Origin of the sequence: Halomonas getboli, assembly GCF_023094245.1 — a bacterium.
GTDB classification, from domain to species: domain Bacteria; phylum Pseudomonadota; class Gammaproteobacteria; order Pseudomonadales; family Halomonadaceae; genus Halomonas; species Halomonas getboli.
Genome location: NZ_JALMEW010000012.1, coordinates 17,078 through 35,418 on the forward strand (window position 1 = coordinate 17,078; position 18,341 = coordinate 35,418).

Here is an 18,341-nt window from a genome sequence, read left to right on the forward strand (position 1 = left end):
ACACGGCGAGCGACGGCCAGGCTAGGCAACCGACGCCGCAGAAGCGGAGTTTACGAGCAGTCAATGAGCATGCTAAGGCGGCGGTTAACGCCGCCTGGACGAGCGCAGTCCGTTTTTACCGGGGTTCGGAGAGCAGCCAGTCGTCGAGGCGCTGATGCACCTCCTCGATGCCCTCTTTCTTGAGCGCCGAGAACAGCTGCACGGTCACCAGGTCCTCCCACTCGCGCAGCCGCGAGCGCACCTGCTGCAGGGCGTTCTTGGCCGCGCCGCGCTTCAGCTTGTCGGCCTTGGTCAGCAGGATGAGCACCGGCATGTCGGCCTCGTCGGCCCAGCCGAGCAGGGTCTGGTCGAACTCGGTGAGCGGATGGCGCACGTCCATCAACAGCACCAGGCCGCGCAGCGAGGCGCGCCGGCGCAGGTAGTCGGCCAGGTGGTGCTGCCACTCGCGTTTCACCTGTTCGGGGACCTTGGCGTAACCGTAGCCCGGCAGGTCGACCAGGCGCAGCGCGTCGCCCTCGTCCAGCGAGAAGAAGTTGATCAGCTGGGTCCGGCCCGGGGTCTTGGAGGTGCGCGCCAGCGCCTTCTGGCGGGTCAGGGCATTGATGGCGCTGGACTTGCCGGCGTTGGAGCGGCCGGCGAAGGCGACCTCGGCGCCGCCGTCGGCCGGGCATTTCGCCAGGGTCGGGGCGCTGGTGATGAAGCGGGCGGCCTGGTAGTTGAGGCGCGACATGGCGGGGTTCCTGACGTCGATCAAGGGCGCCGCGGGTTGCATTTCCGCGATACCGGTGTTCCTTTATACTGCAGTCGATTTTGCCTGCGGCCGGAGACGGCAGTATACACCGTGCGCCCAACGCCAGCGACAGGCGGCCCCGCCCGCTCAACAACAAACGGCAGTGTGGATTCGCGATGAGAAAGCTACTGGCCAGCCTGGCCCTCCCCCTTCTCGCCATCGGCGGCGCCCATGCCGCCTCCCTGGCGGATGCCGACGCCGCCGCCGGCCAGCAAAAGGCCGCGGCCTGCGCCGCCTGCCACGGCCAGCAGGGCGTCGGCATCACGCCGGCCTTTCCCAATCTGGCCGGCCAGCAGGCGTCCTATCTGGCCAAGCAGATCATGGACATCCGCGACGGCAAGCGTCAGGTGCCACAGATGGCCGGCCAGGTGGACGACTTCTCCGACCAGGACGCCTGGGACGTGGCCGCCCACTTCGCCGCCATGGAACCGGCGCTGGGACAGGCCGATCCCGATCCCGCCCTGGTCGAGCGCGGCCGCGAACTGTATCACGCCGGCGATCTGGAGCAGGGCATTCCGGCCTGCGCCGCCTGCCACACCCCGACCGGCGCCGGCATCGGCAGCGCCGGCTATCCGGCCCTGTCGGGCCAGCAGCGCGACTATGTCGTCACCACGCTGCAGGCCTTCGCCGCCGGCGAACGCGCCAACGACCCCAACGCCATCATGCGCGACATCGCCGCCAAGATGAGCGACCGCGACATGGAAGCGGTGGCCAACTACGTGCACGGCCTGCACTGAGCCCCGCCTTCGGCATCGCCGGGAACCCCGGGACCCGGCGAAGACTCCAAGGCCGCGAACGCCGTTTCCGGATGGCGGCGTACCGAACACCTCACTTCAAGGAGAGACTCCCCGCATGTTCAAGACATTGATGGTCGCCGTGGCCGGCCTCGGCCTGTCCACCCTCGCCTCCGCCGCCGATCTGGTCGCCGGCCAGGATTACACCGTGCTCGACGAGCCGGTGCACACCCAGGTCGCCGACGACAAGATCGAGGTCACCGAGGCCTTCTGGTACGGCTGCCCGCACTGCTATGCCCTGGAAGACACGCTCAACGCCTGGGTCGCCGAGCTGCCCGACGACGTCGAGTTCCAGCGCATGCCGGCCACCATGGGGGGCGCCTGGAATCGCCACGCCACGGCCTTCTACGCCGCCAAGGCGCTGGGCATCCAGCAGGCGATGCACAGCGACTTCTTCGACGCCATTCACGAGAAGGGCGCTCAGCTGACCGACGACGACGAGATCGCGGCCTTCTTCAGCCAGTACGGCGTCACCAAGCAGGAGGCCCTCGACGCCCTGCACTCCTTTGGCGTCAAGTCCGAGGTCAACCGGGCCCATGCGCGGATGCGCAACATGCAGCTGATGGGCGTGCCGGCGCTGATCGTCGACGGCCGCTTCGTGGTGACGCCGAGCAGCGCCGGCAGCCTCGACAACATGCCCCAGATCGCCGGTGCCCTGGTCGATCAGGTGCGCGAGGAGCGGGCCGAATAACATGAGCCACCAGGCCGAGGACACGCCTCTGAAGCTGCTGACCTTCAATCTGCAGGTAGGCATCCAGACCTCGGCCTACCATCACTATCTGACCCGCGGCTGGCAGCACCTGCTGCCTCACCCGCGGCGCAGCGAGCGCCTCGACGCCATGTGCGAGGTGCTCCGCGACTTCGACATCGTCGGCCTGCAGGAGGTGGACGGCGGCAGCTTTCGCTCCGGCCACGTCAACCAGGTCGACTACCTGGCCGCCCACGCCGGCTTCCCGCACCACTACCAGCAGCTCAACCGCAACCTCGGGCGCGTCGCCCAGCACAGCAACGGCCTGCTGGCCAAGCTGACGCCATCGCGCATCGAGGAGCATCGCCTGCCCGGCACCCTGCCCGGCCGCGGGGCCATCCATGCCCGCTTCGGCGAGGGTCCCGACGCCCTGCACGTGTTCGTCGCCCACCTGGCGCTGAGCCATCGCGGTCGCGTGCGCCAGCTCGACTACCTCAGCGAGCTGGTCCAGCCGCTGCGCCACGTGGTGGTGATGGGCGATCTCAACTGCACGCCGGACCAGATCCACGCCCACTCGCGCTTCCGCGAGGCGCTGCCGCTGCATCCGGTGCGCCCGCCGCTCAGCTATCCCTCCTGGCAGCCGCGCCGGGCCCTGGACCACATCCTGCTCTCCGATTCGCTGGAGGCCGATCGCGTCGAGGTGCTGGACCACCTGTTCTCCGACCACCTGCCGGTGGCGATCGAGATCCGCCTGCCCGAGGCCTGCCGCGCCAGCCTGTTCCACCCCTGAGGCCCTGAACCCCCTCAGGGGTAAGACCAATGTCCCACCCGGCATGCCGACAGGCGTTGACGAATTCCCGTATAGTCGGCTGGGCCGTTTCAACGCACGGCGCTAATATCTCGACATCATTGCAACCTCGAGCGATTACCCATGCCTCCCACCCACGAGCTACCGAGCCTCCTGGCCCGGCTCGACCGCTTTTCCGAGTGGCTCGGCCGTAGCCTCTCCTGGCTGATCCTGCTGATGATGCTGGTCCAGTTCCTGATCGTGGTGCTGCGCTATGCCTTCAGCATCAACAGCATCCCCATGCAGGAATCGGTGATGTACATGCACGCCACGGTGTTCATGCTCGCCGCCGGCTACACCCTGCGCCACGGCGGACACGTGCGGGTGGACATCTTCTATCGGGCCATGACGGCGAAGCGCAAGGCGCTGGTCGACCTGCTGGGCACGCTGTTCCTGCTGCTGCCCTTCATGGCGTTCGTGATCCTGTCCAGCCTGGGCTACGTGAGCAAGTCCTGGGCGATCCTCGAGAGCTCGCCGGACACCGGCGGCATTCCCGGCGTGTTCCTGCTCAAGACGCTGATCCCGGTGTTCGCCGGGCTGATGATCCTGCAGGGCCTGGTCGAGGCCTCGCGCAACCTGTTCATCCTGACCGGCCGCATCGATCCCGATGCCGACGTGCCCGACCACCACGAGGAGCACCTGTGATGCTGGAGTTCATGCCACTGGTGCTGTTCGCCGTGATCTGCACCGTCCTGATGTTCGGCTATCCGGTCGCGCTGTCGCTGGCCGGCACCGCCCTCGCCTTCGCCGGGCTGGGCTTCGGCCTGGAATCGCTGGGCATCGACGCCAACTTCGACGGCGGCTACCTGGCCGCCTTCCCCAACCGCCTCTACGGCATCATGAGCAACCAGACGCTGCTCGCGGTGCCACTGTTCGTGCTGATGGGGGTATTGCTGGAGAAGTCCCGGGTGGCGGAGACGCTGCTCGAGGCCATGGCCATGTTGTTCGGTTCGCTGCGCGGCGGCCTCGGCATCTCGGTGACCGTGGTCGGCATGCTGCTGGCCGCCTCCACCGGCATCGTCGGCGCCACCGTGGTCACCATGGGCCTGATGTCGCTGCCGACCATGCTCAAGCGCGGCTACAGCATGCCGCTGGCTACCGGCACCATCTGCGCCACCGGCACCCTGGGCCAGATCATTCCGCCGTCCATCGCCCTGGTGCTGCTGGGCGACGTGCTGTCCTCCGCCTACCAGCAGGCGCAGCTGTCGATGGGCATCTTCAGCCCCAAGACCGTCTCGGTGGGCGACCTGTTCATGGGCGCCCTGGTACCGGGCATGATCCTGGTCGGGCTCTATGTCGCCTACGTCGCCGTCACCGCCTGGCTCAAGCCGTCCTCCGCTCCGGCCGTGGATCGCCAGGAGCTGATGGCGGAGCTCGGTCACGAAGGCGGCCTGGGCATGCTGCTGCTCAAGGGGCTGGTGCCGCCGATCGTGCTGATCGTGATCGTGCTGGGCTCGATCCTCGGCGGCTTCGCCACGCCCACCGAGGCCTCGGCGGTCGGCGCCTTCGGCGCGCTGGTGCTGGCCCTGGCCTATCGCCGCCTGGACCTGGCCACCCTCAAGGAGGTGCTGCGCTCGACGGTCGACGTCACCACCATGGTGTTCCTGATCCTGATTGGTGCGGCGCTGTTCTCGCTGGTGTTCCGCGCCTACGGCGGCGAGGAGCTGGTCACCCACCTGTTCGAGAACATGCCCGGCGGCGTGGTCGGTGCCACCCTGATCGTGATGCTGGTGATCTTCCTGCTCGGCTTCATCCTCGACTTCATCGAGATCACCTTCGTGGTGGTGCCGATCGTCGGCCCGATCCTGCTGGCCATGGGCCTCGACCCGGTATGGCTGGGGATCATGATCGCCATCAACCTGCAGACCTCGTTCCTCACGCCGCCCTTCGGCTTCGCGCTCTTCTACCTGCGCGGGGTGGCGCCGGAATCGGTGCCGACCTCGGCCATCTACCGCGGCGTCGTGCCCTTCATCATCCTGCAGCTCGGCATGCTGATCGCGCTGTCGTTCTTCCCCCAACTGGCCACCTGGCTGCCGCAGCAGTTCTAGCGGCGGCACCCCCGGCCTAGCGTTGGCGCCCCGTGGATCGTCCAGGGGCGCCGGCGGCTACAGTGTCGGAAGCGACCAAGGTCCTTCCTCACGAAGGCCCGGCCCCGGCGCCGAGCCTTCTGCAGCCCTGCCCTACCGGAAAGCCCGGTTCAACAACGCCATAACAGATCAAGGGAGCAAGCATGCAACGCACGTCACTCGCCAAAGCCATTACCCTCGCCGGCGCCGCCACCGGCCTGCTGCTCGTCGGCGTCCAGGCCCAGGCCCAGGACACCTACGAGTGGAAGATGGTGACCTCCTGGCCCAAGAACTTCCCCGGCGTCGGCCAGGGTCCCGAGCGCCTCGCCAAGCTGGTCGACGAGATGTCCGACGGCCGGCTGACCATCGAGGTGTTCGGCGCCGGCCAGCTGGTACCCGGCTTCGAAGTCTTCGACGCCGTGTCCGAAGGCACCGCCGAGATGGGCCACTCCGCCTCCTACTACTGGAAGGGCAAGGCCCCGGCGGCGCAGTTCTTCGCCGCCGTGCCGTTCGGCATGAACGCCCAGGAGATGAACGCCTGGCTGCACTACGGCGGCGGCCTGGAGCTGTGGAACGAGCTGTACGAGCCGTTCGGCGTCGACGTCATGGCCGCCGGTGCCTCCGGCGTGCAGATGGGCGGCTGGTACAACAAGGAGATCAACTCGGTCGACGACCTGGACGGCCTGAAGATGCGCATGCCGGGCCTCGGCGGCGAGGTGATGAGCCGCATGGGCGTGGCGATCGTCAACATGCCGGGGGGCGAGATCTTCACCTCGCTGCAGTCCGGCGCCATCGACGCCACCGAGTGGATCGGCCCCTACAACGACCTGGCCTTCGGCCTCTACCAGGCCGCGGATTACTACTACTACCCGGGCTGGCACGAGCCGACGGTGATGTTCGAGGCGATCGTCAACGACGAGGCCATGCAGTCGCTGCCGGACGACCTCCAGGCGATCCTGCGCACCGCCATCCGCGACGTGAACCAGGACGTGCTCGACGAGTACACCGCGCGCAACAACGACGCCCTGGAGACCCTGGTCAACGAGCACGACGTCGAGCTGCGCCGCCTGCCGGACGACGTGCTGGCCGAGGCCAAGCGCATCTCCGCCGACGTGGTCGCCGAGCTGGCCGAGTCCAGCGACATGGCCGGCAAGATCTACGACTCCTATCGCGATTTCCAGGACAAGGTCGTGAACTACCACGCCATCTCCGAGCAGGCCTACTACAACGCCCGCAACCCGGAAGGCGACACCACCACCGCCGCCGAATAAGGCTCGGAGCCGCATAGGGGCACCGGGGACAGGACGTAGCGGGGGTTTTTGCCATGGATGGCAAAAGTTAGCGCCCATGGATGGGTTCACAGCGCCCCGCGCAGGCCTGTCGCCGGATCAGCCCCGGAGCTCAAGACAACAGCTGCACGCAACAGGGCCGCCTTCGGGCGGCCCTGCTGCGTTTGAAGGGCCCCGCCTACACGCAGTAGGGCGCCAGCCAGGCCTCGGCCAGCGCCAGCACCAGCGCATAGCGCCCGCCCTTGGCCACCAGGATCCACAGCGTGGCCCGCCACCAGGACAGCCGGAAGATGCCCGCCAGCACGGTCAGCGGATCGCCGATCAGCGGCGTCCACGACAGCAGCAGGCTGGCCTCGCCGAAGCGCCGATACCCGCGCTCCGCCCGTGCCAGCGCGGCGGGCGAGGCCGGAAACCAGCGACGGTCCTGGAAATGGCGGGCATAGCGCCCCAGCGCCACGTTGATCAGGCTGCCCAGCACGTTGCCCGCGGTGGCCGCCGCCCACAGCGCCGGCAGCGCCCCGCCCTGGCACCACTGCCGAGCCAGCCAGGCCTCTGAGCCGCCGGGCAGCAGGGTGGCGCTGGCCAGGGCGATCAGGAACAGGCTCAGCATGGCCGCCCACCCGGCCGCTGGCGTATGCTAGACGCCGGATTCACGCCACGAGACGACACACGATGTCCTCCATTCCTCATACGCTTACCATCGCCGGCTCCGACCCCTCCGGGGGCGCGGGCCTGCAGGGCGACCTCAAGACGCTCTCGGCGCTGGGCACCTATGCCACCAACGTGATCACCGCGGTGATCGCCCAGAACACCCGGGGCGTGGCCGCCGTGCACCCGGTGCCGGCGGCGGTGATCGGCGAGCAGCTCGAGAACCTGCTCGACGACGTACGCATCGACGCGGTGAAGATCGGCATGGTCGCCGACCGCGCCGTGGCCGAGACGCTGGCCGAGGTGCTCGGCCGCCGCCGGCCGCGCTGGATCGTACTCGACCCGGTGATGGTGGCCAAGAGCGGCGACATCCTGGTCGACGCCGCCGGCATCGCCGCGGTACGCGATGTGCTGGTGCCGCTGGCCGACGTCATCACCCCCAACCTGCCCGAGGCCGCGGTGCTGCTTGACGCCGAGACGCCGCGCACCCCGGACGCCATGGAGGCCATGCTGCCCGCGCTGCAGGCCCTCGAGGCGCCCTACGTGCTGCTCAAGGGCGGCCACCTGAGCGGCGAGACCTGCCCCGACCTGCTGGCCACGCCCGAGCGCAGCCAGTGGCTGCCGGCGCCGCGCATCGCCACCGAGAACCTGCACGGCACCGGCTGCGCGCTGTCCTCGGCCATCGCCGCCCATCTCGCCCACCTGCCGCCGGAGGCCGACGGCGAGGCCATCGTCGGCGCCATCGGCGAGGCCAAGCGCTGGCTGCATGCCGCCCTCGATGCCAGCCCTAAGCTGGCGGTGGGCCACGGCCGCGGCCCGGTGCATCACTTCCACGCCCGGTGGTGACGCGGCGCCTGCCGGTACCGGAAAAGCCACCTTGCAGGAGAGGCGGGGGGCGCCCATCCTGAAACGGCCATCTTCCGGCCGTACGAGGGTTGTGCCATGTCCCGCACCCTGCTGTTCGCCTGCGATCTCTCCGCCGAGAACCGCGCCGCCTTCGCCCGCGCCATCCGGCTGGCGAACGAGACCGGCGCCCGGCTCGACGTCGTCCACGTGCTCGACCCCTACCTGCCCCGGCGAGTGCTGCACGATCTCGAGGAGGCCGTGGTGGCGGACATCGCCGCCACCCTCACCGACCTCCGCGAGGACTATGCCCTCGACGAGCCGGCCAGCCTGATCCAGACCGTGGCCGGTGCCCCCTACGCCGAGATCATCCGCGAGGCCCACGAGCGCGAGGCCGACATGATCATCCTCGGGGCCCACCGCAAGCGCGGCCAGCCGGACCTGGTCGCCGGTACCACCCTGGCGCGGGTGCTGCGCGGCGCGCCCTGCCCGGTGCTGTCGGTGAGCCATCCCGCCACCCAGCCGTGGCAGGACATCCTGGTGCCGGTCGACTTCTCGCTGACCTGCCGCCGCACCCTGCGCGAAGCCCTCAAGCGCTTCCCCGAGAGCCGGCTGACCCTGCTTCACGCCTGGAACATCCCCGGCGAGCGGGAGCTGGGCTCGTCGAGCGACTACGCCCGCTGGCGCGACAGCGAGGTCGCCACGCTGCGCCGCCACCTGGAGCAGGAGACCGAGCAGCTGATGGTCGAGCTCGAGCACGTGCCCGAGGTGGAACTGGAGCTCGAGCAGGGCGACCCGCAGGAGGTATTGATGGCCCGCCTGCGCCGCCAACCACCCGACCTGCTGGCGCTCGGCAGCCGCGGCCAGCTGGGCCGCCACAGCCAGATCACCGAGCGACTCCTCGCCGAGCCGCACTGTGACGTCATGCTGTGCCGCAGCTGGTAAGTCATAGCTGAAAAGGAGCTGCGCTCGGCTATACGGCGTTAAAAATCAGCTCAAAGTCCTCATTTACACCCCGTAAACTCCGGCTTCTCGCTGATTTTTGCCTGGTCTAGCCTTCGCTCGCCAACTTTTCAGGCACACCTCAAGCCTCTCCCAGGAGCCGTGAAAGGCCACCAAAAGGCTATACAGAACCATTACAAATAAATATTGTCGGCATAAGGAATGATCCCATCAGGAGGATTTCGTCATGCCGATGTTGCGCCTGCCCCTTGCCGCTACCGCCCTGATGCTGGCACTGACCACGAGCCTGGCCGCCATGCCCGCCGGCGCCGAGGTTGTGGTCAAGAACGCCCGCTTCGACACCGTCCAGCAGGTCGACGGGCGTCCCTACCGACTGATCGGCCACGGCCTGTTCCGCTACATGATCTGGGACGCCTACGCCGGCGCCTACTATCAGGCCGAGGGCTATCCGCGGCCCGCGCCCCAGTCGGCCAACGTGCCGCGGCGCCTGGAGCTCGAGTACTTCCATGCCATCGACGCCGGCGACTTCGCCGAGGTCACCCGCGACACCCTGCGCGAGCAGCTCGACACGGCCGACTTCCGCTCGCTCGAACCGGCGCTGTCGGCCTTCAACGCCCGCTACCGCGACGTCTCGCCGGGCGACCGCTACGCCCTGACCTGGGACGGCGAGGCCCTGAGCCTGGCCCTGAACGGCGAGTCGCTCTATGCACGGCCGGAGCCGGCGCTGGCCGATGCCCTGTTCGGGATCTGGCTCGGCGAGGCGCCGCTGGGCGACGACTTCCGCGACGCTCTGCTGGGGCGCTGAATGCCGGCGTGCTAGGCTGCCGGCTTTTGCCAGCCGCCGAGGGCGGGAGGTGTCATGAAGGGAAAACGGCCATGAAAGCCCTGATCCAGCGCGTTCGCCACGCCAGCGTCACCGTCGATGATCGGGAGACCGGCGCCATCGATCACGGCCTGCTGGCGCTGATCGGCGTCGAGAAGGGGGATGACGAGCAGAGCGTCGAGCGTCTGCTGCACAAGCTGCTGCACTATCGGGTGTTCTCCGACCAGGACGGCAAGATGAACCTCAACCTGCAGCAGGCCGAGGGCGGCCTGCTGCTGGTCTCGCAGTTCACCCTGGCCGCCGACACGCGCAAGGGCCTGCGCCCGAGCTTCTCCAGCGCCGCGCCGCCCGCCGAGGGCCAGCGGCTATTCGACGCCCTGGTCGAGCGCGCCCGGGCCGCCTGGCCGCGGGTCGCCACCGGCGAGTTCGGCGCCGACATGCAGGTGGCGCTGGTCAACGACGGCCCGGTGACCTTCCTGCTCGAGGGCTGAGCACGGCTCAGGTCGCCTCGCGCAGCTCCGTCTCCATCGCCTCCAGCGACTCCTCCGCCGCCAGCCAGGCCTGCTCCAGCTCGCCGAGGCGGGATGCCAGCTCGGCCTGCTCGGCGAGCCGCTTGGAGAGCTCGTCCTTGCGCGCCTCGTCGGTGTAGAGCTCGGCGTCGCCCAAGGCGTCCTCCACCTTGCCGAGCGATGCCTGCACCTTCTCCATCTCGCGCTCGGCGCGGTCGCGCTCGCGCTTGAGAGGGCGCAGTTTCTCGCGCAGCTCGGCGGCGGCGCGGCGCGCGGCCTTGCGGTCCTCCTTCGGCGCCTCGGCGGCCTCCTGACGCTCGACCTTCTGGGCCCGCGCCTCGCGGCGCTCGTTCTCGAGCCGCGTCTTGAGCCAGGCGCGATAGTCGTCGAGGTCGCCGTCGAAGGGCGTGACGCGGTGGTCGGCGACCCGCCAGAACTCGTCCACGGTGGCGCGCAGCAGGTGGCGGTCGTGGGAGACCACGATCACCGTGCCCTCGAAGCTGGCCAGCGCCTCGGTGAGCGCCTCGCGCATCTCCAGGTCCAGGTGGTTGGTCGGCTCGTCGAGCAGCAGCAGGTTGGGCTTCTGCCAGGCCACCAGGGCCAGCGCCAGCCGCGCCTTCTCGCCGCCGGAGAAGCGCCCCACCTCGGCGAAGGCGTCGTCGCCCTTGAAGCCGAAGCCGCCCAGGAAGTGGCGGATGTCCAGGTCGGCAGCCGTCGGCGAGAGCCGCTGCACGTGGATGAAGGGCGTGGCCGCGAGGTCGAGCCCCTCGAGCTGATGCTGAGCGAAGTAGCCGATGGCCAGGTGCTCGCCGGGCACCCGGCGCCCGCCGAGCAGCGGCAGCTCGCCGGTCAGCGACTTGATCAGCGTCGACTTGCCGGCGCCGTTCGGCCCCAGCAGGCCGATGCGCTGGCCCGGCTGCAGGGTCATGTCGACGCCCTCGAGCTGGACGGTCTCGCCGCCCTCGCCGCGATAGCCGAGCCGCGCCTCGTCCAGCACCAGCAGCGGGTGCGAGGTGCGGTCGGCGGACGGCAGGGTGAAGTGGAAGGGCGAGTCGACGTGGGCCACGGCGATCTCGCCCATGCGCTCGAGCATCTTCAGCCGGCTCTGGGCCTGGCGGGCCTTGGTGGCCTTGTAGCGGAAGCGCGCCACGAAGCGCTCGATCTCCTCCTTGCGCGCCTGCTGCTTGGCCGCCTCGGCCTGCTGCAGGGCCAGCTTCTCGGCGCGGGTGCGCTCGAAGGTGGTGTAGTTGCCGCGATAGAGGACCAGCGAACGGCGATCGAAGTGCACGATGTGGTCGCAGACCGCGTCCAGGAAGTCGCGGTCGTGGGAGATCAGCAGCAGGGTGCCCGGGTAGCGGGTCAGCCACTGCTCGAGCCACAGCAGGGCGTCGAGGTCCAGGTGGTTGGTGGGCTCGTCGAGCAGCAGCAGATCGGAGGGCATGAACAGGGTGCGCGCCAGGTTGACGCGCATCCGCCAGCCGCCGGAGAAGTCCGACAGCGGCCGTGTCAGGTCGCCCTGGTCGAAGCCGAGCCCGACCAGCAGCTGAGCGGCCCGGGCCGGGGCGCTGTAGCCGTCCAGCGCCTCGATGGTGCCGTGCAGCTCGGCCTCGCGATGGGCGTCGTCATGGGCCTGGGCGTCGGCCAGCGCGGCCTCGGCCTCGCGCAGGGCCTGGTCGCCGTCGAGCACGTAGTCCTGGATGCTGCGCTCCAGCGCCTCGACCTCCTGGGCCATGTGGGCGATGCGCTGGCCGCCGCTCATCTCGAGCTCGCCGCGATCGGGGCCGAACTCGCCGCGCAGCAGGCCGAACAGGCTCGACTTGCCGGCGCCGTTGGGCCCGACGATGCCCGCCTTGTGGCCGGCGTGCAGGGTCAGGTCGGCGTCCTCGAGCAGCGCTTGGGTGCCGCGTTGCAGGGAAACTTGGCGCAGTGCAATCATGAAGGCTCCACAGGAAGGCATAGGGCCGCCGCCGTGACGACAGCCGAATCATGACGCCCGATTCTACCGAATTGCCGGCCGCTCTGCGGGCCCGGCTCGCCGCCGATCCGCTATGGGACTTCGCCCTGGCGCTCTACGCCCGCCCCGGCGCCGAGGCCGCCTGCCTGCATCTGCAGGACGACGCCGGCGTCGAGGTGATCGAGCTGCTGTGGCGGCTGTGGCTGTTCCGCCACGGGCTGGCCGCCGGCCCGATGCCCGACGCGGTGGCCCGCTGGCAGGCCGAGGTGACCGCGCCGCTGCGCCGGCTGCGGCGGTCGCTCAAGGCCGAGGCCGCAGAGCGAGAAGGCGTCGCCGCGCTGCGCCAGCGGCTCAAGGCCGCCGAGCTCGACGCCGAGCGCGAGGCCCTGGTACGGCTCGAGACCCATAGCCTCGACGACAGCGCCGGCCATCGGTCTCTCGCGACCGGCGATGACCTGCAAGATGCACTGCCTTTCCATTCCCGACTAACGAAAGCGTCTCATCTTTCGGCGCTGGGAAGGTTGAATGGCCAACTTGACCCTTCATGATCGCCCCACTAGCCTGAACAAACACTGCAAAAACAAAACGTTCTTTTCGTTAGCAATATCATCATGATGTTGCTGACAGAACCTGCAGAGGAAGCACATCAATGAAGTCACAAAAGCTGCTGGCCACCGCGGGCATCGGTGCCCTGATGCTGGGCATGTCGACGTCCGCCTTCTCGGACAACTGGCGCTACGCCCACGAGGAGTACGAGGGCGACGTACAGGACGTCTTCGCCCAGGAATTCAAGCGCTACGTGGAAGACAACTCCGATCACAACGTGCAGGTCTATCGCTTCGGTGAGCTCGGCGAGTCCGACGACATCATGGAGCAGACCCAGAACGGCATCCTGCAGTTCGTCGACCAGTCTCCCGGCTTCACCGGTGCTCTGATCCCGGCGGCCCAGATCTTCTTCATCCCCTATCTGATGCCGACCGACATGGACACCGTGCTCGAGTTCTTCGACGAGAGCAAGGCCATCAACGAGATGTTCCCCAAGCTCTACGCCGAGCACGGGCTGAAGCTGCTGCAGATGTTCCCCGAAGGGGAAATGGTGGTCACCGCCGACGAGCCGATCACCAAGCCCGCGGACTTCGACAACAAGAAAATCCGGATCATGACCAACCCGCTGCTGGCCGAGACCTACAGCGCCTTCGGCGCCACGCCGACGCCGCTGCCCTGGGGTGAGGTCTACGGCGGCCTGCAGACCGGCATCATCGACGGCCAGGAAAACCCGATCTTCTGGATCGAATCCGGCGGCCTCTACGAGGTATCCCCGAACCTGACCTTCACCGGTCACGGCTGGTTCACCACCGCCATGATGGCCAACCAGGACTTCTACGAAGGCCTCTCCGACGAAGACAAGCAGCTGGTGCAGGACGCCACCGATGCGGCCTACGATCACACCATCGAGCACATCAAGGGCCTCGCCGAAGAGTCGCTCGACAAGATCATGGAAGCCTGCGACGACTGCACCGTGACGCGTCTGACCGACGAGCAGATCGCGGCCTTCAAGGAGCGTGCGCCGCAGGTCGAGGAGAAATTCCTCGAAATGACCGGTGACGACGGCGCCGAACTGCTCGACCAGTTCAAGGCCGATCTCGAGGCCGTGCAGCAAACCGAGGAGTAAGAGCGAACGCTCGCTCGGTACGAACGGGGGCAGCCAGGCTGCCCCCGTTCTGTTTCCGTCCGGGCAACGTTCATCCAACGTTGACCCTCAAGGGCCTGCGACATGATCGAGAGCCGTTACGCTGCTGACAGGGACGTCGCTTCCGTCTCATGCCGTTCGCCACGATTCCAGGATAATGCCCCATGACCGACGAAGATTCCGAAAAGCACTACCGCTCCGGGCTGCCGGGCTTTCTCGGCGTCATCGACACCTTCATCAGCAAGGTCGAGGCCGTGATTCTCGCCCTCGGCGTGCTGCTGATGGCCACCAACACCATCGCCAACGTCATCGGCCGCTTCATTCTCGGCGAGAGCATCTTCTTCACCGGCGAGATCAACCGCATCCTGATCATCATGATCACCTTCGCCGGCATCGGCTATGCCGCGCGCCACGGCCGCCACATCCGCATGTCGGCGATCTACGATGCGCTGCCGGTGGGCGGGCGCCGAGCGCTGATGATCGTCATCTCGCTGTTCACCTCCCTGGTGATGTTCTTCCTGCTCTATTTCTCGGTGCTCTACATCATCGACCTGCACGACAAGGGTCGCATCCTGCCGGCACTGGGTTTTCCCATCTATCTCATCTATGTCTGGGCGCCGCTGGGCTTTCTGATCACCGGCATCCAGTACCTGCTGACGGCGATCAAGAACATGACGTCGCACGACGTCTACCTGTCGACCTCGGTGCTCGACGGCTACAAGGATACGGAAACGGAAGTCTGATGATGGGCACGACCCCGGGGAGTGAACGATGACGACAATAATGGTTGTGACCATGATTGCCCTGCTGCTGCTGGGCTTTCCAATGATGATTCCGCTGATCACCGCGGCGGTGATCGGCTTCTTCATGATGTTCAACGGCATGGGTCAGATGGAAACGCTGATCCAGCAGATGATGGCGGGCATCCGACCGGCCTCGCTGATCGCGGTGCCGATGTTCATCCTCGCCGCCGACATCATGACGCGAGGGCAGTCGGCGGAGCGACTGATCAACATGGTGATGTCCTTCATCGGCCACGTGAAGGGCGGCCTGGCGGTCAGCACCGCCGCCTCCTGCACCCTGTTCGGCGCCGTTTCCGGTTCCACCCAGGCCACCGTGGTGGCGGTGGGCTCGCCGCTGCGCCCGCGGATGCTCAAGGCCGGTTACTCGGATGCCTTCACCCTGGCGCTGATCATCAACTCCAGCGACATCGCCTTCCTGATCCCGCCCAGCATCGGCATGATCATCTACGGCGTCATCTCCGGCACCTCCATCGGCGAGCTGTTCATCGCCGGTATCGGTCCCGGCCTGCTGATCCTGTGCCTGTTCGCCGCCTACTGCGTGGGCTACGCGGTGGTGCGCAAGGTGCCCACCGAGCCCAAGGCCAGCTGGGGCGAGCGCATGGCCTCGGTGCGCATGGCGCTGTGGCCGCTGGGCTTCCCGGTGATCATCGTCGGCGGCATCTACGGCGGCATCTTCAGCCCCACCGAAGCCGCCGCGGCCTGCGTGCTGTACGCCATCCTGCTCGAGTTCGTGATCTTCCGCTCGCTGAAGATCAACGACATCTACGCCATCGCCAAGTCCACCGGCCTGATCACCGCGGTGGTCTTCATCCTGGTGGCGGTGGGCAACGGCTTCTCGTGGATCATCTCCTTCGCCCAGATCCCTCAGGCGATCCTCGAAGCGGTGGGCATTAACGAGGCCGGCCCCACCGGCGTGCTGATCGCGATCTGCATCGCCTTCTTCGTGGCCTGCATGTTCGTCGATCCGATCGTGGTGATCCTGGTGCTGACGCCGATCTTCGCCCCGGCCGTCGAGGCCACCGGCCTGGATCCGGTGCTGGTCGGTATCCTGATCACGCTGCAGGTGGCCATCGGCTCGGCGACGCCGCCCTTCGGCTGTGACATCTTCACCGCCATCGCGATCTTCAAGCGCCCCTACCTGGACGTGATCAAGGGCACCCCGCCGTTCGTGTGCCTGCTGATTCTGGCCGCCGCCCTGCTGATCATGTTCCCGCAGATCGCCCTGTTCCTTCGCGACATCGCCTTCAGCGACTGACCGGGATACCAAGAGGAGAGGTCATGATGTTCAAGCGGATCATGGTTCCGGTGGATGGTTCCAAGGGGGCCATCAAGGCGCTGGACAAGGCGGTTGCGCTGCAGCGGCTCACCGACGCCGAACTCTACATTCTCTGCGTGTTCAAGCATCACAGCCTGCTCGAGGCCTCGTTGTCCATGATCCGGCCCGAGCGGCTCGATATCCCCGACGATGCACTCAAGGAGTACGCCACCGAGATCGCCGTGCAGGCCAAGGCCCACGCCGCCGAGCTCGGCGTGCCCGCCGACAAGGTCCGCGCCTTCGTCAAGGGCGGACGCCCCTCGCGCACCATCGTGCGCTTCGCCCGCAAGCGCGACTGCGACCTGATCGTGATCGGCGCCCAGGGCACCAACGGTGACAAGGGCCTGCTGCTGGGCAGCGTGTCCCAGCGGGTGGCGGGTTCCGCCCACTGCCCGACCCTCGTCGTCTAGGGCCGCCAGCGCCCTGCTGCCGGATCGATTCCCGCGCCGTTGAGACGGATGCGGAACCGATCCGGCCCTGTTAGAGTCCCAAGGATCCCATTCACCGATGGCGCCAATGCGCCGGAGTACAAGGCATTTTCATGAAGCGACTGCTGACCACCGCATCCCTGACGGCACTGCTGACCGCGGCCCCGCTGGCGCTGGCCGCCACCCCCGAATCCGACTCCAGTATCGACAGCGAGAAGCTCGGCTACAGCCTCGGCGTGACCCTGGGCAAGAGCATCCAGCAGGACGTCTCCGACCTCGATGTCGACGCCTTTACCCAGGCCGTCCAGGACGTCTTCGACGGCAACGACCTGGAGATGACCGAGGACGAGATGAACGCCACCATGCAGGCCTTCCAGCAGCAGGCCATGCAGCAGCGCGCCGCCGAGGCCCAGCAGCAGGCCGAGGAAAACAAGGCCGCGGGCGAGGCCTTCCAGGCCGAGAACGCCAAGAAGGACGGCGTGACCGTCACCGACTCCGGCCTGCAGTACCGCGAGATCGAATCCGGCGACGGCGCGACCCCGGCCGACGGCGACACCGTCAAGGTCAACTACGAAGGCAAGCTGATCGACGGCACCGTCTTCGACAGCTCCTATCAGCGCGGCGAGCCGGTCACCTTCCAGGTCGGCCAGGTCATCGAGGGCTGGCAGGAAGCGCTGAAGAAGATGAGCGTCGGCGACACCTGGGAAGTCGTGATCCCGGCCGACCTGGCCTACGGCGCCCGCGGCCAGGGCCCGATCGGGCCCAACGAGACGCTGGTGTTCAAGGTCGAGCTGCTCGACGTGAATCCGGACAACGCCGAAGGCTGATCGCCCACCGGCAAACGCGCCTCGATGGCGTGATCGGCGGCCGGCCTCCTTCGGGGCCGGCCGCCTTGCGTTGGGTGGCCTGACACCCCGCGCTCACCTATCGACCAGGGAATGGCATCGTCATGGAAAGCATCATCGGCGCCCTCGGGCCCCTGTTCCTGCTGATCCTGCTCGGCGCCCTGCTGGGCCGTGGTCCCTGGCCCGGCGGCGACTTCTGGTCGCGCCTCGAGGGCCTGATCTACTACCTGCTGTTCCCGGCGATGCTCGTCGCCACCCTGGCCGTGGCCGACATCCGCGCCGTGCCGGTCGCCCGCCTCGCACTGGTGCTGCTGGGCGGCCTGCTGCTGCTGGCCGTCGGCCTGTGGGCGCTGCGCCCGCGACTGGGGCTCGACATGCCGGCCTTCACCTCGGTCTTCCAGGGCGCGTTGCGCTTCAACACCTATGTCGGCGTGGCCGGCGCCGCCGCTCTGCACGGCCCGGCCGGCGCTACCGTGGCGGCGGTGGCCGTGGCGCTGATGGTACCGCTGGTCAACGTGCTGTGCGTGCTGACCTTCCTCGCCGCCGGCACCCTGGGCCGGGGCGGCGTGGGGGCGAGCCTCAGGGCCCTGGCCCGCAACCCGCTTATCCTGGCCTGCCTGGCGGGTGCCGGGCTCAACCTCACGGGCATCGGCCTGCCCGGCTGGAGCCACGACGCGGTGGCCCTGCTCGGCCGCGCCGCGCTGCCGCTGGGCCTGGTGGCGGTGGGCGTGGCGCTGCGACCGCAGGCGATGCTGCGCCGCGACGGCGGCCTGTGGACTGCCACCCTGATCAAGCTGGTGCTGCTGCCGGCGCTGGTGCTGGGCCTGGCCGCCCTGTGCGGCCTGCCGCCGGTGAGCCGCGACGTGGTACTGCTGTTCGCCGCCCTGCCCACCGCCACCTCGGCCTATATCCTGGCCCGCCAGCTGGGCGGCGACGCCGAGCTGATGGCCGCGCTGATCACCGCCCAGACCCTGCTGGCCATGCTCAGCCTGCCGCTGTGGCTGCGCCTCGCCGGCTAGGCCCGACCGGCCAACAGTCCGACCGCC

General features: G+C 68.0%; 20 protein-coding genes. 17 read left to right on the forward strand and 3 right to left on the reverse strand.

Annotation, left to right across the window (positions count from 1 at the left end; genetic code table 11):
* Positions 1-115: 115 nt before the first annotated feature.
* Positions 116-730: a ribosome biogenesis GTP-binding protein YihA/YsxC gene (gene yihA, locus MYL53_RS16715; RefSeq protein WP_247855208.1), complete on the reverse strand. Its 615-nt coding sequence runs from the start codon at positions 728-730 to the stop codon at positions 116-118.
* 176 nt (positions 731-906) lie between these two features.
* Between yihA and MYL53_RS16720 the strand changes: the two genes are divergently transcribed.
* The 6 genes from MYL53_RS16720 to MYL53_RS16745 all read left to right on the forward strand — a co-directional run bounded on the left by MYL53_RS16720 (position 907) and on the right by MYL53_RS16745 (position 6,456).
* Positions 907-1,527, forward strand: coding sequence for a c-type cytochrome (locus MYL53_RS16720; protein WP_247855209.1), 621 nt, complete (start codon positions 907-909; stop codon positions 1,525-1,527).
* 115 nt (positions 1,528-1,642) lie between these two features.
* Positions 1,643-2,275, forward strand: coding sequence for a thiol:disulfide interchange protein DsbA/DsbL (locus MYL53_RS16725; protein ID WP_247855210.1), 633 nt, complete (start codon positions 1,643-1,645; stop codon positions 2,273-2,275).
* A 1-nt stretch (position 2,276) separates the two neighbouring features.
* On the forward strand, positions 2,277-3,062 hold the full coding sequence (locus MYL53_RS16730) for an endonuclease/exonuclease/phosphatase family protein (RefSeq protein WP_247855211.1): 786 nt from the start codon (positions 2,277-2,279) through the stop codon (positions 3,060-3,062).
* Positions 3,063-3,203: 141 nt separating this feature from the next.
* Entirely contained in the window at positions 3,204-3,764 is a 561-nt protein-coding gene (locus MYL53_RS16735) for a TRAP transporter small permease subunit (RefSeq protein WP_247855212.1), read from the forward strand.
* Positions 3,764-5,167 carry a TRAP transporter large permease gene (locus tag MYL53_RS16740; RefSeq protein ID WP_247855213.1) on the forward strand — a complete coding sequence of 468 codons (1,404 nt, stop codon included), beginning with the start codon at positions 3,764-3,766 and terminating at the stop codon, positions 5,165-5,167. The genes MYL53_RS16735 and MYL53_RS16740 overlap by 1 nt, the downstream gene beginning before the upstream one ends.
* Positions 5,168-5,349: 182 nt before the next feature.
* On the forward strand, positions 5,350-6,456 hold the full coding sequence (locus MYL53_RS16745; RefSeq protein ID WP_247855214.1) for a TRAP transporter substrate-binding protein: 1,107 nt from the start codon (positions 5,350-5,352) through the stop codon (positions 6,454-6,456).
* A gap of 196 nt (positions 6,457-6,652) precedes the next feature.
* On the opposite strand, the gene MYL53_RS16750 is transcribed toward MYL53_RS16745, so the two are convergent.
* Positions 6,653-7,084, reverse strand: a complete 432-nt coding sequence (locus MYL53_RS16750) for a YqaA family protein (protein ID WP_247855215.1) — start codon at positions 7,082-7,084, stop codon at positions 6,653-6,655.
* A 62-nt stretch (positions 7,085-7,146) separates the two neighbouring features.
* On the opposite strand from MYL53_RS16750, the gene thiD reads away from it, so the two are divergent.
* The 4 genes from thiD to dtd all read left to right on the forward strand — a co-directional run bounded on the left by thiD (position 7,147) and on the right by dtd (position 10,242).
* Positions 7,147-7,968 (forward strand): bifunctional hydroxymethylpyrimidine kinase/phosphomethylpyrimidine kinase, encoded by an 822-nt coding sequence (gene thiD / locus MYL53_RS16755; protein ID WP_247855216.1) that lies wholly within the window; start codon positions 7,147-7,149, stop codon positions 7,966-7,968.
* Between the two features lie 96 nt (positions 7,969-8,064).
* Complete coding sequence (locus MYL53_RS16760; RefSeq protein WP_247855217.1) at positions 8,065-8,910, forward strand: universal stress protein; 846 nt, start codon at positions 8,065-8,067, stop codon at positions 8,908-8,910.
* A gap of 244 nt (positions 8,911-9,154) precedes the next feature.
* The gene (locus MYL53_RS16765; protein WP_247855218.1) at positions 9,155-9,733 is read left to right on the forward strand and encodes a chalcone isomerase family protein; all 579 of its coding nucleotides are present in this window, start codon (positions 9,155-9,157) and stop codon (positions 9,731-9,733) included.
* 71 nt (positions 9,734-9,804) lie between these two features.
* Positions 9,805-10,242, forward strand: a complete 438-nt coding sequence (dtd, locus tag MYL53_RS16770) for a D-aminoacyl-tRNA deacylase (RefSeq protein WP_247855219.1) — start codon at positions 9,805-9,807, stop codon at positions 10,240-10,242.
* Between the two features lie 7 nt (positions 10,243-10,249).
* Here the strand turns inward: dtd and MYL53_RS16775 are convergent, their stop codons facing one another.
* The gene (locus MYL53_RS16775) at positions 10,250-12,196 is read right to left on the reverse strand and encodes an ABC-F family ATP-binding cassette domain-containing protein (protein WP_247855220.1); all 1,947 of its coding nucleotides are present in this window, start codon (positions 12,194-12,196) and stop codon (positions 10,250-10,252) included.
* 50 nt (positions 12,197-12,246) lie between these two features.
* On the opposite strand from MYL53_RS16775, the gene MYL53_RS16780 reads away from it, so the two are divergent.
* From MYL53_RS16780 to MYL53_RS16810, 7 genes are all read left to right on the forward strand, one after another.
* Positions 12,247-12,762 carry a TIGR02444 family protein gene (locus MYL53_RS16780; protein ID WP_247855221.1) on the forward strand — a complete coding sequence of 172 codons (516 nt, stop codon included), beginning with the start codon at positions 12,247-12,249 and terminating at the stop codon, positions 12,760-12,762.
* A gap of 101 nt (positions 12,763-12,863) precedes the next feature.
* Positions 12,864-13,886 (forward strand): TRAP transporter substrate-binding protein, encoded by a 1,023-nt coding sequence (locus MYL53_RS16785; protein WP_247855222.1) that lies wholly within the window; start codon positions 12,864-12,866, stop codon positions 13,884-13,886.
* A gap of 182 nt (positions 13,887-14,068) precedes the next feature.
* Entirely contained in the window at positions 14,069-14,647 is a 579-nt protein-coding gene (locus MYL53_RS16790) for a TRAP transporter small permease (RefSeq protein WP_247855223.1), read from the forward strand.
* Positions 14,648-14,675: 28 nt separating this feature from the next.
* Positions 14,676-15,962: a TRAP transporter large permease gene (locus MYL53_RS16795; RefSeq protein WP_247855224.1), complete on the forward strand. Its 1,287-nt coding sequence runs from the start codon at positions 14,676-14,678 to the stop codon at positions 15,960-15,962.
* A gap of 26 nt (positions 15,963-15,988) precedes the next feature.
* The gene (locus tag MYL53_RS16800; RefSeq protein WP_247855225.1) at positions 15,989-16,432 is read left to right on the forward strand and encodes a universal stress protein; all 444 of its coding nucleotides are present in this window, start codon (positions 15,989-15,991) and stop codon (positions 16,430-16,432) included.
* Positions 16,433-16,563: 131 nt separating this feature from the next.
* Positions 16,564-17,277, forward strand: coding sequence for a BamJ family beta-barrel-assembly machinery protein (gene bamJ / locus MYL53_RS16805; RefSeq protein ID WP_247855226.1), 714 nt, complete (start codon positions 16,564-16,566; stop codon positions 17,275-17,277).
* 122 nt (positions 17,278-17,399) lie between these two features.
* Positions 17,400-18,314 carry an AEC family transporter gene (locus tag MYL53_RS16810; protein ID WP_247855227.1) on the forward strand — a complete coding sequence of 305 codons (915 nt, stop codon included), beginning with the start codon at positions 17,400-17,402 and terminating at the stop codon, positions 18,312-18,314.
* Positions 18,315-18,341: the final 27 nt, after the last annotated feature.

Bases quoted from the DNA above. Each gene is read 5' to 3' on its own strand.
- dtd (WP_247855219.1), top strand. From the start codon at position 9,805: ATGAAAGCCCTGATCCAGCGCGTTCGCCACGCCAGCGTCACCGTCGAT.
- MYL53_RS16730 (WP_247855211.1), top strand. From the start codon at position 2,277: ATGAGCCACCAGGCCGAGGACACGCCTCTGAAGCTGCTGACCTTCAAT.
- MYL53_RS16775 (WP_247855220.1), bottom strand. From the start codon at position 12,196: ATGATTGCACTGCGCCAAGTTTCCCTGCAACGCGGCACCCAAGCGCTG.
- MYL53_RS16765 (WP_247855218.1), top strand. From the start codon at position 9,155: ATGCCGATGTTGCGCCTGCCCCTTGCCGCTACCGCCCTGATGCTGGCA.
- MYL53_RS16790 (WP_247855223.1), top strand. From the start codon at position 14,069: ATGACCGACGAAGATTCCGAAAAGCACTACCGCTCCGGGCTGCCGGGC.
- MYL53_RS16780 (WP_247855221.1), top strand. From the start codon at position 12,247: ATGACGCCCGATTCTACCGAATTGCCGGCCGCTCTGCGGGCCCGGCTC.
- yihA (WP_247855208.1), bottom strand. From the start codon at position 730: ATGTCGCGCCTCAACTACCAGGCCGCCCGCTTCATCACCAGCGCCCCG.
- MYL53_RS16760 (WP_247855217.1), top strand. From the start codon at position 8,065: ATGTCCCGCACCCTGCTGTTCGCCTGCGATCTCTCCGCCGAGAACCGC.
- MYL53_RS16795 (WP_247855224.1), top strand. From the start codon at position 14,676: ATGACGACAATAATGGTTGTGACCATGATTGCCCTGCTGCTGCTGGGC.
- MYL53_RS16745 (WP_247855214.1), top strand. From the start codon at position 5,350: ATGCAACGCACGTCACTCGCCAAAGCCATTACCCTCGCCGGCGCCGCC.
- MYL53_RS16785 (WP_247855222.1), top strand. From the start codon at position 12,864: ATGAAGTCACAAAAGCTGCTGGCCACCGCGGGCATCGGTGCCCTGATG.
- MYL53_RS16810 (WP_247855227.1), top strand. From the start codon at position 17,400: ATGGAAAGCATCATCGGCGCCCTCGGGCCCCTGTTCCTGCTGATCCTG.
- bamJ (WP_247855226.1), top strand. From the start codon at position 16,564: ATGAAGCGACTGCTGACCACCGCATCCCTGACGGCACTGCTGACCGCG.
- MYL53_RS16720 (WP_247855209.1), top strand. From the start codon at position 907: ATGAGAAAGCTACTGGCCAGCCTGGCCCTCCCCCTTCTCGCCATCGGC.
- thiD (WP_247855216.1), top strand. From the start codon at position 7,147: ATGTCCTCCATTCCTCATACGCTTACCATCGCCGGCTCCGACCCCTCC.
- MYL53_RS16725 (WP_247855210.1), top strand. From the start codon at position 1,643: ATGTTCAAGACATTGATGGTCGCCGTGGCCGGCCTCGGCCTGTCCACC.
- MYL53_RS16735 (WP_247855212.1), top strand. From the start codon at position 3,204: ATGCCTCCCACCCACGAGCTACCGAGCCTCCTGGCCCGGCTCGACCGC.
- MYL53_RS16800 (WP_247855225.1), top strand. From the start codon at position 15,989: ATGTTCAAGCGGATCATGGTTCCGGTGGATGGTTCCAAGGGGGCCATC.
- MYL53_RS16750 (WP_247855215.1), bottom strand. From the start codon at position 7,084: ATGCTGAGCCTGTTCCTGATCGCCCTGGCCAGCGCCACCCTGCTGCCC.
- MYL53_RS16740 (WP_247855213.1), top strand. From the start codon at position 3,764: ATGCTGGAGTTCATGCCACTGGTGCTGTTCGCCGTGATCTGCACCGTC.